Origin of the sequence: Streptomyces hiroshimensis (genome assembly GCF_014650335.1) — a bacterium.
Lineage (GTDB): Bacteria > Actinomycetota > Actinomycetes > Streptomycetales > Streptomycetaceae > Streptomyces > Streptomyces hiroshimensis.
In genome coordinates this window covers 317448-333885 of sequence record NZ_BMUT01000002.1, presented here as the reverse complement: position 1 = coordinate 333885, position 16438 = coordinate 317448, and the positions used below count along the sequence as shown (strand labels likewise).

Sequence of the window (16438 nt, the reverse complement as noted above, 5' to 3'; positions counted from 1 at the left end):
GGCAGTGTTGTCCGGAATTGTCGACGAGCATGTAACACGGGGTTAGGGCGCGCGCGGCACGCGGGAACGTGCCGGGCATGAACTCCGACACCCCTCTCTCCCCGCGCCCCCTGCACCACCTCTCCGACGTCCGTCACCGTGTCATGACAGCACGTCAGCTGCGCGATCACGGTGTGTCCGGACCTGCCGCCGGGGAGCGCTGCCGCCCCGGCGGCCCCTGGCAGCAGCTGCTGCCCGGCGTCTTCCTGCTCCGCACGGGGCCCGCCACCAGCGAGGAACGGCTGCACGCCGCCCTGCTGTACACGGTCCCGCGCACCCAGGGCCCGCCCGCCCAGCCTGGCCCCGCCACGGCCACCGCCGCGGCCCGGGAGGCGGCGGCAGGCCCCTACGGGCCCGCGATGATCACCGGGGCGGCAGCGCTGGCCCTGCACCGCTTCACCTCCGTGCCCCCGCTGCTCGCCCTCGACCACATCGACGTGCTCGTCCCGCGCACCCGCCGGCTGCGGGCGTCCGGCTTCGTACGGCTTCTGCGGGCCCACGCCCTGCCGCACCCGCAGATGCTGACGGGGGTGCCCGTGGCGCCGGTCGCGCGGGCGGTCGCGGATGCCGTCGCCCAGCTCACCGACGCCTCCACGGTGCGCCGGCTGCTGGCCGAGGCGGTGCGCGGCGGGCACTGCGAAGCGGCCGCCGTCGTGAGGGAGTTGACGCGGGCGCGGCTGCTGGGGCGGGCGCACGTGGTGGACGCGGTGGACACCCTGCTGGCCGAGGGCCGGGCCGTCGCGGAGGGCCGGCTCTACGACCTGGTGCGCGACCACCGGCTGCCCGCCCCGCTGTGGAACGTCGACCTGCGGCTGCCGGGCGGCCCCTGCCTGGGCCGGGTGGACGCGTTCTGGCCCGAGCACAGCGTGGCCGTGGAGATCGACTCGCGGACGCCGCGCCAGGACGACGACGCGGTGTGGTCGGCGCAGTTCCGCAAGCGCGAGCACCTGGAGCGGCTCGGGGTCATGGTCGTGCACATCACGCCGAAGAAGCTGCGCGAGACCCCGGCGCAGCAGGCCGCGGTGGTCCGTACCGCCCTGATGGCGTCGGCCGACCGCGACCCTGCCGCGTATCTGGTGGTGCTGCCCCGGTAGGGCCGCAGGGCCTCTCCTCAGCGCCGGGAGAGCAGCAGCTCGGTGTTGCGGTCGGCGGGCGCGCCGGCCAGGGAGGTGTCCGAGCCGGGGGCGTTGAAGGCCAGTTCCCGGTAGAGGGAGGCGAGTCCGGTCTGGGAGAGATCGCCGAAGTCGGTGCGGTAGGGGGCGGCGGATTCGATGAGCGTGGTGAACAGCGAGACCGTGCCGTCGTGGTTGTCCGCGACCTCGATGACGCGCGCGAGCTGCGGGTAGTCGACGTGCGAGGCAGTGGCGATCTCCCAGAAGGTGCCGCGGGGGCGGATCCGGTTGCGGTGGCTGTGGCCGTTGATCCAGGCGAGGACGTTGCTGTGGTCCTGCAGGACGGCGATGAGCTCGTTGCCGTCGTGGCGGTCCTCGCCGGGGTGGGTGGGGTCGGGAACGAGGTTGTCCATGCTCCAGCTGGGGTGGTGGCTGAAGACGAGCGCGTACTTGTCGGCGTAGCGCTTCAAGGTGCGCTCCAGCCAGCGCAGTTGGCCGGTGCCGAGCGAGCCCTGGTAGTGGCCGCCCGGGTCGGTGGTGTCGAGGCTGATGCCGATGACCTTGTCGGAGATCTTGAAGGAGTAGTAGAGGTCGCCGGAGTCGAGGTTGTCGCGGGTGTAGCCGTGGCCGACGGGGCCGCGGCCCTTGTAGCGCGGGTCGAGGTGCGCGGCCACGTACTGCCGGGCGGTCAGCGGCACGCGGCGGGGGTCGGCGGTGACGGTGCGCATCTCCTTCTTGTGCGCCTTCAGGAGGGCCTCGATCCGCTTGCCCTTGGGGTCGACGCCCTTGGACTCGCCCTCCATCAGCCACTTGGCCTCGGCGGCGGAGACGGTCTGGAGCTTCTTGTTGCCGGTCGCGGCCTCGGCGATGAAGGTGCCCGCGGCCGGGTAGCAGCCGCCGGAGAGGCCGTCGTGGTTGCCGTAGGTGGAGTACCAGGGGACGTTGAGGCCGGGGCTGTTGACCTGGCGGACGGCGGCGCCGAGGTAGCCGGGGATGCGCGGGAAGCCGGCCTGCTTGTCCTGGTCGCGCACGGCGCTCTCGGGCTGCCAGAAGAGCTTCAGCCCGCTGTTCTGGACGCCCTCGTAGTGGCGCGGGTCACCGGTGTTGGGGTTCAGCCGGCCGCCGCTCATGGCGGTGAGGAACCACTCGACCTCGATGCGCGCGTTCTCGTCGCCGTTGTCCCCGGTGGTGATGACGAAGGACAGCGGCGCACCGGTCGCGGGCCCGTGCCGGAGCTTGTTGACGCGCTCGATCAGCGAGACCACGCCGGGCAGGGTCAGCGCCTCGTGCGGACGCCACGCGCCGGGCTCGCCGGCCCGGAAGAACTCGTAGCGCAGCGGGTGCTGTACGTCCGTCAGGTGCAGGTCGGTGAACTGCACGAAGGAGGCCAGCGTCGTGCGCCGGTCCTCGCGGCCGCGCTGCGCCTCGGCCAGCTCGCCGCGCACCTGCCGGGGCCAGCCGGGGCCGTCGCCGAGCTTGCGGTAGCCGCCGGTGCCGCGCGGGGCGGCCACGGAGACGAGGGTGGTCCCGGCGCCGTTCGGGCCGGCCACGGCCGCGGCGTCCGCGCTCGCCGAGGCGGCCTGCGCCGCTCCCGACGCGCTCGGATCCGGAGGCTGCGCCCCGGCCGCCACGGCGTCCGACCCCAGGGCCAGGCCGATGCCGGTGGCGGTGGTCACGGCCCCCGCTGCCGCGAGGAACGTACGGCGGTCGAGGCGGGCGTCTGCGGATCTGTCTGATCTGCGGTGCATTGCGGTCTCCCCGAGTGCGAACGCGAAGCGGGCTGAAGCGGGCTACGGGCTGCGGTGCGCGCCGGCAGCGATCCTTCCTACCGAGGATCGTTGGCAGCGGGGGTGACCTGGGCGTGAACGCGGCCGCAACGGCCGCCGCCGATCACCGCACATCGATCTTGGCGAATGCGAACGGACATACAGCACTCGTCCCCTGGCGGACTGACGCTCACTCAGCGTTCACTCTCGGGGGGAACGCTGGGCAGGTTCTGGGGCCGCTGCTGTAGTCCGTTTGCCCTACAGCCTCTGAGCTGCGGGAACGCCACTGACCGCTTCACGGCCTCCGTCACGCTTCCTCCCGACTGGCGCCTGGCGGGTTTACGCCATCCCTACGTTCCCTCTCCGACAACTCTCCCCAAACCCCCGTCACTTCCATAAAAGTGATCGGTCATCCGGCTCCGATTTCCGGACGCCCGCTGTTCAGCGGCACCTTCACGTCAATTCAGCCAGGGATGGACATGACCCCCGAGTCCCGTACCACGCGCCCCGGCGGCGCAAGACGCACGGTCCGAATAGCCGTCGCGGCCTCCCTCGTGGCCGCCCTCACGGCCGCGGGCGCCGCTCCCGCCTTCGCCGACGACCCGCTGCCCGCCCCGGGCCCGGTCAAATCGCCCGCGGACAAGCTCGGTTCGCACGACGCTGCCCTGCTCGCCGGCGCCAAGGCCGGCGGCGACAAGACGGTCACGATGATGATCGCCACCGCGCCCGGCCAGACCGGCCAGGTCGCCGGCAAGCTCGGGGCCATCAAGGGCGCCTCCGTGGGCCGCACGGACGACAAGCTCGGCTACGTCCGGGCCACCGTCCCCACGCCCAAGGCCGACGCCGCCATCGCCGAGGCGCAGAAGCTGGGCTCGGTGCACGGCATCGACCTCAAGCAGGAGATCAAGCTCCCGGACCCGACCCCGCGCGCCGACGCCGCCGAGGGCGCCCGCGGCGCCAAGGCCGGCGGCTTCCCGGGCCCCGGCAAGGACACCCCGGCGAAGAACCCCTACCAGCCGGCCTTCGAGACCGGCGCCGTGGACTTCACCGAGGACAACCCCAAGGCCGACGGCCGGGGCGTGACCATCGGCATCCTCGACTCGGGCATCGACCTGGGCCACCCGGCGCTGCAGAAGACCACCACCGGCGAGCGCAAGATCGTCGACTGGGTCACCGCGACCGACCCGCTCACCGACCAGGACGGCACCTGGCTGCCGATGACGGCCGACGTCTCCGGCCCGTCCTTCTCCTTCAACGGCCGCAGCTACACGGCGCCCGGCAACGGCCCGTACCAGGTGGCCCTGTTCCGGGAGAACGCGACCGCCGGCGGCGACATGAAGGGCGACCTCAACCGGGACGGCGACACCACCGACTCCTGGGCGGTCCTCTACGACAAGGCGAAGGGCACCGTCCGCGTCGACCTCGGCGACGACGCCGACTTCGGCAATGACGAGGAGCTCAAGCCGTACAAGGACGGCTTCCAGGTCGGCTACTTCGGCAAGGACGACCCGAAGACCCCGATCGCCGAGCGCATCCCGTTCGTCGTGCAGATCCGCAAGGACGTGCCGATGGACCCCAAGGGCGGCGACTGGGTCGGCAAGAAGGCCGACTTCGTCAACATCGGCGTCATCGAGTCCGAGCACGGCACGCACGTCGCGGGCATCACCGCGGCCAACGGCCTCTTCGGCGGGAAGATGAACGGCGCGGCCCCGGGCGCCAAGCTCGTCTCCTCGCGCGCCTGCACCTGGAGCGGCGGCTGCACCAACGTCGCCCTGACCGAGGGCATGATCGACCTCGTGGTCAACCGCGGCGTCGACATCGTCAACATGTCGATCGGCGGCCTGCCCGCGCTCAACGACGGCAACAACGCCCGCTCCGAGCTCTACACGCGCCTCATCGACACCTACGGCGTGCAGCTGGTGATCTCCGCGGGCAACAGCGGCCCCGGCGCCAACACCATCGGCGACCCCGGCCTGGCCGACAAGGTCATCAGCGTCGGCGCGTCGGTCTCCAAGGAGACCTGGGCCGCCAACTACGGCTCGGAGGTGAAGACCAAGTACGCGATGATGCCCTTCTCCTCCCGCGGCCCGCGCGAGGACGGCGGCTTCACCCCGACGATCACCGCCCCGGGCGCGTCGATCAACACGACGCCGACCTGGGAGCCGGGCGCGCCCGTCAAGGAGGCCGGTTACGACCTGCCGCCCGGCTACGGCATGCTGCAGGGCACCTCGATGGCCTCCCCGCAGGCCGCCGGCGCCTCCGCGCTGCTGATCTCGGCCGCCAAGCAGAAGAACATGAAGCTCACCCCGGCCGACCTGCGCACGGCGCTCACCAGCACCGCCAAGCAGATCAAGGGCGCACAGGCCTACGAGCAGGGCGCCGGCCTGATCAACATCGAGGACGCGTGGGCGGCGCTGCGCCACCGCGCCACCGCCCACGACTACACCGTGAAGGCCCCGGTCTCCACCGCGCTGTCCTCCGCGCTCAAGACCCCGGGCTTCGGCACCGGCATCTACGACCGCGAGGGCGGGCTGAAGGCCGGCGAGACCCGTACCTACGAGGTCACGGTCACCCGTACCTCCGGGCCCGAGGCGGCCGTGTGGCACGAGCTGAAGTGGCGCAACAACGACGGCACCTTCAAGCTCGCCGGTGACGACGAGGTCAAGCTGCCGCTGAACAAGCCGGTGACGGTCAAGGTCACGGCGAAGCCGAAGGCGGCCGGCCTGCACAGCGCGATCCTCACCGTGGACGACGACCGCACCGAGGGCATCGACAAGCAGGTCCTCGCGACCGTCGTCGCCGCGGAGCCGGTCGCGGCGCCCTCGTACGTGGTCAAGAAGACCGCCACGGCCGTGCGCAACGCCACCACCTCGTACTTCGTCAGCGTGCCGAAGGGCGCGAAGACGCTGGAGGTCGCGCTGGGCGGCCTGGCGAAGGACAGTCAGACCCGGTTCATCGCGATCAACCCCTACGGTGTGCCGGTCGACCCGACCTCCACGGTCAACTGCTACCCGAACTACCCGAACCCGGCCAACACCTGCCGCCCGGACCTGCGCAGCTACGCCAATCCGCTGCCGGGCGTCTGGGAGATCGAGGTCGAGTCGCGGCGCACCTCCCCGCTGCTGGAGAACCCGTACGCGCTGACGGCCACCGCGCTCGGCGTCACCTTCGACCCGGCGACGCAGACCGTCCCCGAGGCGAAGATCGGCACCCCGGCCGCCGTGACCTGGAAGGCCGTCAACGGCTTCGCGGCGCTGGACGGCACGCTCAAGGGCGGGCAGCTCGGCTCCTCGAAGATCGCCCGGCCGGTGATCAAGGAGGGCGAGAAGCAGGTCACCAAGGTCACCCTCGGGGCCGGCGTCACCCGCTTCGACGCCGCGATCGGCGCCACCGCCGACGCCAAGGCGGACCTGGACCTGACCGTCTACAAGGACGGCAAGGCCGTGGGCTCCTCCACCAGCGGCGGCTCCGACGAGCTCGTGAGCCTGAGCAAGCCGGCCGCGGGCGAGTACACCGTCGAGGTCACGGGCTACTCGGTGCCCGCGGGCTCGACCGCGTACGACTACCGCGACGTGTACTTCGCCCCCTCGCTGGGCGAGATCAAGGTCGCCGACGGTGCGGTGGTCAAGCTCGGCGCCGGGCAGTCCGCGCAGGTCGCGGCCGAGGTCGTGGTGGCGGGCGCGGCTCCCGAGGGACGCTCCTTCTTCGGGGACGTGCAGCTGGTCAACGCGGCCGGGACGGTCGCGGGGAACGGCAGCGTGAAGATCGAGAAGGTCGTCGGCTAGCCGGAGGCACGGCTGGACGTACGACTGGACGTATGGCGTGGCGTACGGCAAGGCCTACGGCTGAACGCACGGCATGACGAGGGGCGGGCGCACGGTATGGGTGCCCGCCCCTTTCGCGCTTCGAGCGCCCACTCGTGCGCTCCTCCGCGCTCCTACCGTGGCCCGGATTCCCGGAGGAGATTCGAGAACAGGGTGCGCTTACGCCCTATTCGATGCGGTCTGCGGACCTTGCCGTCGAAGGGACGGTTCCTCCCATGCCTCAGGACCCCCACACCCCCGTCTCCAGCGACCCCGCGGCGGGCCTGCTGCCCGCCGACGGACAGCCCGTCTCCCAGCCGCCCGGCACGGGCGCGGGCGGCGAGCCCGCCCCGGGCAGCTCCACGGGCACCGAGCCCGTCGAGGGCTACGAACTGCCGGAGGCGCCCGAGGCCGACCCCTTCGCCGGCCCCGTCGCCGACATCGGCGAGGCCTCGTTCGGGCGGCCCTCGGACCCGGAGACCGTGCACGGCCCGGACGACCGCGTGCAGATCACCAACACCTGCGTCTACCCGTGGCGCGTGCACTGCTTCCTGGAGATCACGGCCGCCGACGGCAGCGCCTGGCTCGGCACCGGCTGGTTCATCGGCCCGCACACGATCGCCACCGCCGGGCACGTCGTCCACATCAAGAACAGCGGAGTGCCCGGGCGGGACGGCTGGGTCCGCAGCATCAAGGTGTGGCCCGGGCGCAACGGCAGCACGGTCTGCTACGGGCCGGTCGTCAGCACGAGCTTCCGTTCGGTGACCGGCTGGACGGCGAACGGCGACGAGAACTACGACTACGGCGCGATCATCCTGCCCACGGACCTGGGCGCGCAGACCGGCTGGTTCGGCTTCGGCGTCTGGTCCGACGCGGACCTGCTCCAGGTCACCGGCAACATCGCCGGCTATCCGGCCGACAAGCCGTACGCCACGCTCTGGTACGACGCGCGCCGCATCGACTCGGTGGGCCCGCGCAAGGTGTACTACGACATCGACACCTTCGGCGGGCAGAGCGGCAGCTCCGTCTACCGGATCATCGGCAACGACCGGTACGGGATCGCCGTCCACGCGTACGGCGGGGCCCGGGTGAACTCCGGGACGCGGATCACCACGCCGGTCTACAACAACTTCGCGGCCTGGAAGGCGTGACCCGATCCGTATGACCGTCCGACGGAACCCCCGATCCGTATGAAGGCTCGATCCGCATGAGCACCCCCTCCGCGCCCGCCGGCGTGATCCGCGGCACGGTCCGCGACGCCGCGGGCGCGCCCGTCGCCGGCGCCCGCGTGGCCTTCGCCGGCGGGCCGGTGCCGCTGCCCGACGTCGCCGCCCTCACCGACGGCGAGGGCCGCTTCGCGCTCACCGCCCCGGCCGCGGGGACCTACACCGTGGTGTGCCGGGCGGGCGGCGCGACGGCCGCCGCCCGGGTGGAGGTCACCGCGGCTCCCGCGGCCGCCCGCCCGGAGGATGTCCGGGCCGACCTGCGCCTGGGCTGAAGATTTCCCGCTTCCCCCGGCCCGGTCTCGTACACCGGTCAAAGGATTGGACTTTTGGGGCGGGTGTGACCACATGATGGAACCGGCGTGCCAGGCGCGACGTCCCTGGCAGCAGGTTGCATGTTGCATGTGGTGTACATGAGTAGGGAGCCCTCATGAGGATCGGAATCGTCGGAGCCACCGGGCAGGTCGGCGGAGTCATGCGCAAGATCCTCGCCGACCGGGCGTTCCCGGTCAGCGAGCTGCGCCTGTTCGCCTCGGCGCGCTCCGCCGGGTCCACCCTCCCCTGGCAGGGCACGGAGATCACGGTCGAGGACGCCGCCACGGCCGACTACTCGGGCCTGGACATCGTGCTGTTCTCCGCCGGTGGCGCGACCTCCCGGGCGCTGGCCGAGAAGGTCGCCGGACAGGGCGCCGTCGTGATCGACAACTCCTCGGCCTGGCGCATGGACCCCGAGGTCCCCCTCGTCGTCTCCGAGGTCAACCCGCACGCGGTCAAGGACCGCCCCAAGGGCATCATCGCCAACCCGAACTGCACCACGATGGCCGCCATGCCGGTGCTGCGCCCGCTGCACGAGGAGGCCGGCCTGACGGCCCTCGTCGCCACCACCTACCAGGCCGTCTCCGGCTCGGGCGTCGCCGGCGTCGCCGAGCTCGACGGCCAGGTCCGCGCGGTCGGCGAGCGGGCCCCCGAGCTCGCCCACGACGGCGAGGCCGTCGAGTTCCCCGAGCCCGGCGTCTACAAGCGCCCCATCGCCTTCAACGTGCTCCCGCTGGCCGGCTCGATCGTCGACGACGGCCGCTTCGAGACCGACGAGGAGCAGAAGCTGCGCAACGAGTCCCGGAAGATCCTGGAGATCCCGGACCTCAAGGTCTCCGGCACCTGTGTCCGCGTCCCCGTCTTCTCCGGCCACTCGCTGCAGGTCAACGCCCGCTTCGAGCGCCCGGTCAGCGTCGAGCGCGCCTACGAGCTGCTCAAGGACGCCCCGGGCGTCGAGCTCTCGGAGATCCCCACCCCGCTGCAGGCCGCCGGCAAGGACGCCTCCTACGTGGGCCGCATCCGCGTGGACGAGACCGCCGAGAACGGCCTCGCGCTCTTCCTCTCCAACGACAACCTCCGCAAGGGTGCGGCGCTCAACGCCGTGCAGATCGCGGAGCTGGTCGCGGCCGAGCTTCGCGGCTGACGCCGTCTCACAGGGCCACAAGGGCCGGGCACCCTCCGGGGTGCCCGGCCCTTGTGATGTTCAGTGTTCCTGGGCCACCCCACATGGAAGGATGGCCGGAAAGTCGCGAAGTTAAGGAGATGCCCAGGTGCCTGGAACGAATCTGACCCGCGAAGAGGCGCAGCGAAGGGCTCGCCTGCTGACCGTCGACGCGTACGAGATCGATCTCGACCTCTCCGGCGCGCAGGAGGGCGGCACCTACCGCTCCGAGACCGTGGTGCGGTTCGACGCGGCCGAGGCGGGCGCGGAGACGTTCATCGATCTGGTGGCGCCCACGGTCCACGAGGTCGTCCTGAACGGGACCGCGCTCGATGTGGCCGAGGTGTTCGCGGACAGCCGGATCGCGCTGACGGGCCTGGTGGCCGGCCGCAACGAGCTGAAGGTCGTCGCGGACTGCGCTTACACCAACACCGGTGAGGGCCTGCACCGCTTCGTCGACCCGGTCGACGAGCAGGCCTACCTGTACACCCAGTTCGAGGTGCCGGACGCGCGGCGCGTCTTCGCGTCCTTCGAGCAGCCCGACCTGAAGGCCGTCTTCACCTTCACCGTGAAGGCGCCCGAGGGCTGGACGGTCATCTCCAACTCGCCGACCCCCGAGCGGCCCGCCGACAACGTCTGGCGCTTCGCGCCGACGCAGCGGATCTCCACGTACATCACGGCCCTGATCGCCGGCCCGTACCACGGCGTGCACAGCACGTACGAGAAGGACGGCCGCAGCATTCCGCTGGCCATCTACTGCCGCCCCTCGCTGGCCGAGTTCCTGGACGCGGACGACATCTTCGAGGTGACGCGCCAGGGCTTCGACTGGTTCGAGGAGAAGTTCGACTACGCCTACCCCTTCCCCAAGTACGACCAGCTGTTCGTGCCGGAGTTCAACGCGGGCGCGATGGAGAACGCCGGTGCGGTCACCATCCGCGACCAGTACGTCTTCCGCTCGAAGGTGACGGACGCCGCGTACGAGACGCGGGCCGAGACGATCCTGCACGAGCTGGCCCACATGTGGTTCGGCGACCTGGTCACCATGGAGTGGTGGAACGACCTGTGGCTGAACGAGTCGTTCGCCACCTTCACCTCGATCGCCTGCCAGGCCTCCGCGCCCGGCTCGCGCTGGCCCCACGCGTGGACCACGTTCGCGAACTCCATGAAGACCTGGGCGTACCGGCAGGACCAGCTGCCCTCCACCCACCCGATCATGGCCGAGATCCGCGACCTGGACGACGTGCTCGTCAACTTCGACGGCATCACCTACGCCAAGGGCGCGTCCGTGCTGAAGCAGCTCGTCGCCTACGTGGGCGAGGACGCGTTCTTCCGCGGCGTCCAGGCGTACTTCAAGGCGCACGCCTTCGGGAACACGCGACTGACGGACCTGCTCGGCGCGCTGGAGGAGACCTCCGGCCGCGACCTGACCACGTGGTCGAAGCTGTGGCTGGAGACCGCCGGCATCAACATCCTGCGCCCGGAGATCGAGACCGACGCCTCCGGCGTCATCACCTCCTTCGCCGTCCGCCAGGAGGCGCCCGCGCTGCCCTCCGGCGCCAAGGGCGAGCCGACCCTGCGGCCGCACCGGATCGCGATCGGCCTGTACGAGCTGGAGGGCGGCAAGCTCGTCCGCAAGGAGCGGATCGAGCTCGACGTCGACGGTGAGCTGACGTCCGTCGACGCGCTCGTCGGCAAGGCCCGGCCGGCCGTCGTGCTGCTCAACGACGACGACCTGTCGTACGCGAAGGTGCGTCTCGACGAGCAGTCGCTCGCGACCGTCACCGCCCACCTCGGCGACTTCGCCGAGTCCCTGCCGCGCGCCCTGTGCTGGGCCTCCGCGTGGGACATGACGCGCGACGGCGAGCTCGCCGCGCGCGACTACCTCGCGCTCGTCCTCTCCGGCATCGCCAAGGAGTCGGACATCGGCGTCGTGCAGTCCCTGCAGCGGCAGGTGAAGCTGGCCATGGACCTGTACGCCGCGCCCGAGTGGCGTGCGACGGGCCTCGCGCGGTGGACCGAGGCGGCCCTCGCCCACCTGAAGTCCGCCGAGGCGGGCAGCGACCACCAGCTCGCATGGGCCCGGGCGTTCGCCGCCACCGCCCGTACGGACGAGCAGCTCGGGCTGCTGCAGGGGCTCCTCGACGGCGGCGAGAAGATCGACGGCCTCGCCGTCGACACCGAGCTGCGCTGGGCCCTGCTCGGCCGCCTCGCGGCGACCGGCCGCGCCGACGAGGCCGCGATCGCGGCGGAGCTGGAGCGGGACCGGACGTCGGCGGGCGAGCGGTACGCCGCGGCGGCGCGGGCCTCGCGGCCCACCGCCGAGGCGAAGGAGGCCGCCTGGGCGTCGGTCGTCGAGTCGGCCGACCTGCCCAACGCCGTGCAGGAGGCCGTCATCGGCGGCTTCGTCCAGACGGACCAGCGGGAGCTGCTCGCGCCCTACAGCGCGAAGTTCTTCGCGGCGATCAAGGGCGTGTGGGAGAGCCGCAGCCACGAGATCGCACAGCAGATCGCGGTCGGGCTGTACCCGGCGCTCCTGGTCTCCCAGGAGACTCTGGACGCGACGGACGCATGGCTGTCCTCCGCACAGCCGAACGCCGCGCTGCGGCGCCTGGTGCTGGAGTCCCGCTCGGGCGTCGAGCGGGCGCTGCGGGCACAGGCGGCCGACGCGTCCGCGGCGAGCTAGCGCACGCTGCGCGAAGGGTGCGGGTACGCACCCTTCACCCCGCCGCGGGGGGGGTGCCGGGGGCCGCGTGCCCCTGGTGGTGAGGCCGCGCCTCACGCCTCCGCCGCGGCGGCGATCAGCCACAGCGACGCTGACCGGCGGTGCCGGGCCCACCTGAGCCCGTACGGCACCGCCGGACCCCACCGCGGGGGTTTCGCGCCATCGCGGCGGGAGAAGATGCCCGGGCCGACGGCCCTGGGCCCGCCCCGCCATCGGTCGTGAGGCCCGCCTCACAGAATCCGCCGCGGAGGCGGGGGAATGCGTCGCGGAGACACTTGCAGTTGTGAGGCCGCGCCTCACGCCTCCGCCGCGGCGGCGATCAGCCACAGCGACGCTGACCGGCGGTGCCGGGCCCACCTGAGCCCGTAGGGCACCGCCGGACCCCACCGCGGGGGTTTCGCGCCGTCGCGGCGGATTCAAGGGCGCAAGTGCCCTTGACCCGGGGCCACCCCGCCCGGAGGGCTCACGGCACCGCCGGACCCCACCGCGGGGGGCTCCCGCCGGGCCCGGCGGCCCTGGGCGGTCCCAGGGCGGAGGCTTTGCCTCAGGCCTGTTCGGCCCTCGCGGCGCGCCGCGCCAGCAGCGCGGCGCGGCGCTCGTCGAACTTCGTCGCCTGGTCGTCAAGGCCGTTCATGAACAGGCCCAGTTCCTCCTGGGCCCGGAGGCCCTCCGGGCCCAGGCCCGTGATCTCCAGGACCTTCAGGAAGCGCAGGACCGGCTGGAGGACGTCGTCGTGGTGGATGCGGAGGTTGTAGATGCCGCCGATCGCCATCTGGGCCGCGGCCCGTTCGAAGCCGGGGATGCCGTGGCCGGGCATCCGGAAGTCGACGACCACGTCGCGGACGGCCGCCATCGTCTGGTCGGGGGCCAGCTCGAACGCCTTCCCGAGCAGGTTGCGGTAGAAGACCATGTGGAGGTTCTCGTCCGTGGCGATGCGGGCGAGCATCCGGTCGCAGACGGGGTCGCCGGAGTGGTGGCCGGTGTTGCGGTGGGAGATGCGGGTGGCGAGCTCCTGGAAGGCCACGTAGGCGACGGAGTGCAGCATGCTGTGCCGGTTGTCGGATTCGAAGCCCTCGCTCATGTGGGACATCCGGAACCGCTCCAGGGCGACGGGGTCGACGGCGCGCGAGGTCAGCAGGTAGTCCCGCATGACGATGCCGTGCCGGCCCTCCTCCGCGGTCCAGCGGTGCACCCACGTGCCCCAGGCGCCGTCGCGGCCGAAGAGCTGGGCGATCTCGTGGTGGTAGCTGGGGAGGTTGTCCTCGGTGAGGAGGTTGACGACGAGCGCGGTGCGGCCGATGTCGGTGACCTTGGACTGCTCGGGCGCCCAGGCCTCCCCGCCCATGATGCCGTCGAAGTTGCGCCCGTCGCTCCAGGGCACGTACTCGTGCGGCATCCACTCCTTGGCGACCTTCAGATGCCGGTTGAGCTCGGTCTCGACGACCTCTTCGAGGGCGTACAGCAGGCGGCTGTCGCTCCATACGGCCCGGGCGTGGTGGCGGAGGGGGGCGATGGTCACGGACAGCTCCTGGGGGATGATCACACTTACGGTTCCGTAGGTTACGACACCGTAGGTTAAGTGGGCCGTAAAGCGAAATCCCCCGCTCCGGAAATGAGCGCCAGAACACATGCCCGGAACACATGCGAAAAGCCCGGTGCCCCCGGTCCAGAAGGACCGGGGGCACCGGGCTGAAGAAGATCGAGCAGGCTTAGCGCGTGCGCGGGTGGTGGGTGTCGACGGTGTGCGGGTTGTCCGAGTGCCTGGCGGCGACCATCGTGAGGCCGGCGATCACCAGGAAGAGGACGATCGGCGCGGCGACGTAGAGGCCGAGCGTGTTGATCACGCTCAGCTGCGGACCCGGGTCGTCACCGTCGTCGCGGGTGAGCGCGAACGCGGGGGACGACATCAGCAGCATCAGCAGCGTGCCGGCCGAGATGGCACCGGCTCGCACGGCGTTCTTGTTCTTAGTGCTCACGGCCTCAAGATATCGGGAGCATAAGCACCCCGCGCGCGCGGGGTGGCCCTACGGGCCCTCCGGGGGCCCGGCGCCCCGTCCCGCGGCCACCCGGGCCATGAGCGCGCGCAGCCGGGGCGAGGCCGTGAGCTCCTCCAGGGACAGCGGGCGCCCGTCCGGGCCGGCGACGGGCAACCGCCAGTTGGGGTACTGGTCCCAGGTGCCGGGGAGGTTCTGCGGGCGGCGGTCCCCGACGGCGTCCGGCAGCCAGACGCCGACGAGGCGGGCGGGGGTCAGCAGCAGGTAGCGGTGGACGGCCAGGACGGCCGTCTCCTCGTCGCAGGGCCCCTCGGGCAGCAGGCCCAGCCGCCGGAAGAGCTCCAGCCACTCGCCCACCTCCCGCGCGTCCTCCTGCCGCTCCTCGTCGAGCGGGCGGGTGAGCAGCCCGAGCCGGTGGCGCAGGGCGACGTGGTCGCCGGTGAGCCGGGCGGCCGTGCTGGGCAGGTCGTGCGTGGTGGCGGTGGCCAGGCAGCCGGCGCGCCACTGCCCGGGCTGCAGCGGTGCGGCCTCCCCGGCCGCGTAGTCCCGCTCGAACCACAGCACCGACGTGCCGAGCACCCCGCGCTCGGCCAGCGCCTCGCGCACACCGGGCTCGACCGTGCCCAGGTCCTCCCCCACGACCGCGGCGCCCGCCCGGTGGGCCTCCAGGGCGAGGACGCCCAGCATCGCCTCGGGGTCGTAGCGGACGTACGCACCCTGCGTGGGCTCCGCGCCCTCCGGCACCCACCACAGGCGGAACAGGCCCATCACGTGGTCGATGCGCAGGCCGCCCGCGTGCCGCAGGAGGCCGCGCAGCAGCTCGCGGTAGGGGCGGTAGCCGGAGGCCTCCAGGGCGTCGGGGCGCCACGGCGGCAGGCCCCAGTCCTGGCCGCGGGGGCTGAAGGCGTCGGGGGGCGCGCCGACGGACATGCCGGCGGCGAAGGCGTCCTGCTGCGCCCAGGTGTCCGCGCCCGAGGGGTGCACGCCGACGGCGAGGTCGTGGACGAGGCCGATGCGCATGCCGGCCGCCCTGGCGGTGCGCTGGGCGGCCGCGAGCTGTTCGTCGGTGAGCCAGGCGAGCCGGCTGTGGAAGCCGATGCGGGCGGCCAGGTCCGCTCGGGCGCGGGCGGTGCCGGCCGAACGGGGGTCGCGCAGGCCTGCGGGCCACGCGCGCCAGTCCGGCCCGTGCACCTCCGCGAGCGCGCACCAGGTGCTGTGGTCGTCGAGGGCACTGCCCTGCTCGGCGCGGAAGGCCTCGTAGGCGGCCTGGCGGGCGGGGCCGAGCGGAACGGCGTGGACGAGCTCCAGGGCGCGCCGCTTGACCTCCCAGACGGCGTCGCGGTCGATGAGCTCGCCCTTGTGGAGCACGGCGGCGCGCAGGGCGGCGGCCCGGCCGAGGAGCCGCCCGGCGCGCTCGCGCCGCTCGCCGGTGAGCAGCCCGAACTCGGGCACGTCCTCGACACGCAGGTGGACGGGGTCGGGGAAGCGGCGGGAGGAGGGCCGGTAGGGCGAGGGGTCGGTGGGGGCGCCGCCCGCGCCGGGCACGGCCGCGTGCAGGGGGTTGACCTGGACGAAGTCCGTGCCGAAGGTGCGGCCGGACCACTCGGCGAGGGCGGCCAGGTCGCCGAGGTCGCCCATGCCCCAGGAGCGGGCGGAGAGCAGGGAGTAGAGCTGGACGAGGAAGCCGTGGCCGGGCCGGGGCGGGGCGGGCAGCCGGTCCGGGGCGACGATCAGGGGCGCGGCGGCGGACCGGCCGTCGGGGGCGTGGGCGCGCAGCAGGTGCGTGCCCAGCGGGAGCGCGCCGCCGGCGGCTCCGGCAGCGGCCCCGGCTGCGGGGTCCAGGACGACGACGTCCCCGTTCTCCGTCTCCACGCACATCTCGGTGCCCGGCGGCAGGGCGGGCAGCGCGCCGCGCCCGGCGCGCAGGACGACCGTGGCGGGCAGCAGCCTGCGGCGGGCGGCGTCCTCGCGGGCGGCCAGGGCCTCGCGCACGGAGCCGGGCGTGGAGGCGTCGACGCCGAGAGCGGCGAGGACGGCGATGACGGTGTCCTCGGGCACGCCGACGCTGCGGCCGGGGGCGGGGCTGTACGCCGTCGCGATGCCGTGCAGTGCGGCGAGCCGCGCTCTGGCCATCTGCACCTCGGCCATCACCACCTCCGCAGGTGTCCGTGCCGAAGGCCGTACCCGCCGCCGGGCCGCGGGACACCACTCGAATTCCCGTTCACCCGCGCAGGTTCCGCTTTCGCCGTCGACGCGCCGGGCAATACAGGCACTTCGGTCACGTGCGTTGACACGCCCTGCG

10 protein-coding genes are annotated in these 16438 nt (G+C 72.6%); 6 read left to right on the top strand and 4 right to left on the bottom strand.

The window, feature by feature from the left end; translation table 11 throughout:
- Window positions 1-77 precede the first annotated feature (77 nt).
- A complete protein-coding gene (locus tag IE241_RS06795) occupies window positions 78-1133 on the top strand; it encodes a hypothetical protein (protein ID WP_190020709.1) in 1056 nt (351 codons plus the stop codon).
- A 17-nt stretch (window positions 1134-1150) separates the two neighbouring features.
- Here IE241_RS06795 and IE241_RS06790 read toward each other — a convergent pair whose 3' ends face one another.
- Complete coding sequence (locus tag IE241_RS06790; protein WP_190020708.1) at window positions 1151-2899, bottom strand: TIGR03767 family metallophosphoesterase; 1749 nt, start codon at window positions 2897-2899, stop codon at window positions 1151-1153.
- A 497-nt stretch (window positions 2900-3396) separates the two neighbouring features.
- Between IE241_RS06790 and IE241_RS06785 the strand changes: the two genes are divergently transcribed.
- The 5 genes from IE241_RS06785 (at window position 3397) to pepN (ending at window position 12103) form a co-directional block, all read left to right on the top strand.
- The gene (locus IE241_RS06785; RefSeq protein WP_190020707.1) at window positions 3397-6702 is read left to right on the top strand and encodes a S8 family serine peptidase; all 3306 of its coding nucleotides are present in this window, start codon (window positions 3397-3399) and stop codon (window positions 6700-6702) included.
- A 254-nt stretch (window positions 6703-6956) separates the two neighbouring features.
- On the top strand, window positions 6957-7871 hold the full coding sequence (locus IE241_RS06780; RefSeq protein ID WP_190020706.1) for a trypsin-like serine peptidase: 915 nt from the start codon (window positions 6957-6959) through the stop codon (window positions 7869-7871).
- A gap of 56 nt (window positions 7872-7927) precedes the next feature.
- Window positions 7928-8218 carry a carboxypeptidase-like regulatory domain-containing protein gene (locus IE241_RS06775; protein ID WP_190020705.1) on the top strand — a complete coding sequence of 97 codons (291 nt, stop codon included), beginning with the start codon at window positions 7928-7930 and terminating at the stop codon, window positions 8216-8218.
- A 155-nt stretch (window positions 8219-8373) separates the two neighbouring features.
- Window positions 8374-9402 carry an aspartate-semialdehyde dehydrogenase gene (locus IE241_RS06770; protein ID WP_190020704.1) on the top strand — a complete coding sequence of 343 codons (1029 nt, stop codon included), beginning with the start codon at window positions 8374-8376 and terminating at the stop codon, window positions 9400-9402.
- A 127-nt stretch (window positions 9403-9529) separates the two neighbouring features.
- Window positions 9530-12103, top strand: coding sequence for an aminopeptidase N (gene pepN / locus IE241_RS06765; RefSeq protein WP_190020703.1), 2574 nt, complete (start codon window positions 9530-9532; stop codon window positions 12101-12103).
- 583 nt (window positions 12104-12686) lie between these two features.
- Here the strand turns inward: pepN and IE241_RS06760 are convergent.
- The 3 genes from IE241_RS06760 to malQ all read right to left on the bottom strand — a co-directional run bounded on the left by IE241_RS06760 (window position 12687) and on the right by malQ (window position 16269).
- Window positions 12687-13661, bottom strand: a complete 975-nt coding sequence (locus IE241_RS06760; RefSeq protein ID WP_190020702.1) for an acyl-ACP desaturase — start codon at window positions 13659-13661, stop codon at window positions 12687-12689.
- A gap of 190 nt (window positions 13662-13851) precedes the next feature.
- Window positions 13852-14058: a hypothetical protein gene (locus IE241_RS06755; RefSeq protein ID WP_444545146.1), complete on the bottom strand. Its 207-nt coding sequence runs from the start codon at window positions 14056-14058 to the stop codon at window positions 13852-13854.
- Between the two features lie 108 nt (window positions 14059-14166).
- Window positions 14167-16269, bottom strand: coding sequence for a 4-alpha-glucanotransferase (gene malQ / locus IE241_RS06750; protein WP_190021072.1), 2103 nt, complete (start codon window positions 16267-16269; stop codon window positions 14167-14169).
- Window positions 16270-16438: the final 169 nt, after the last annotated feature.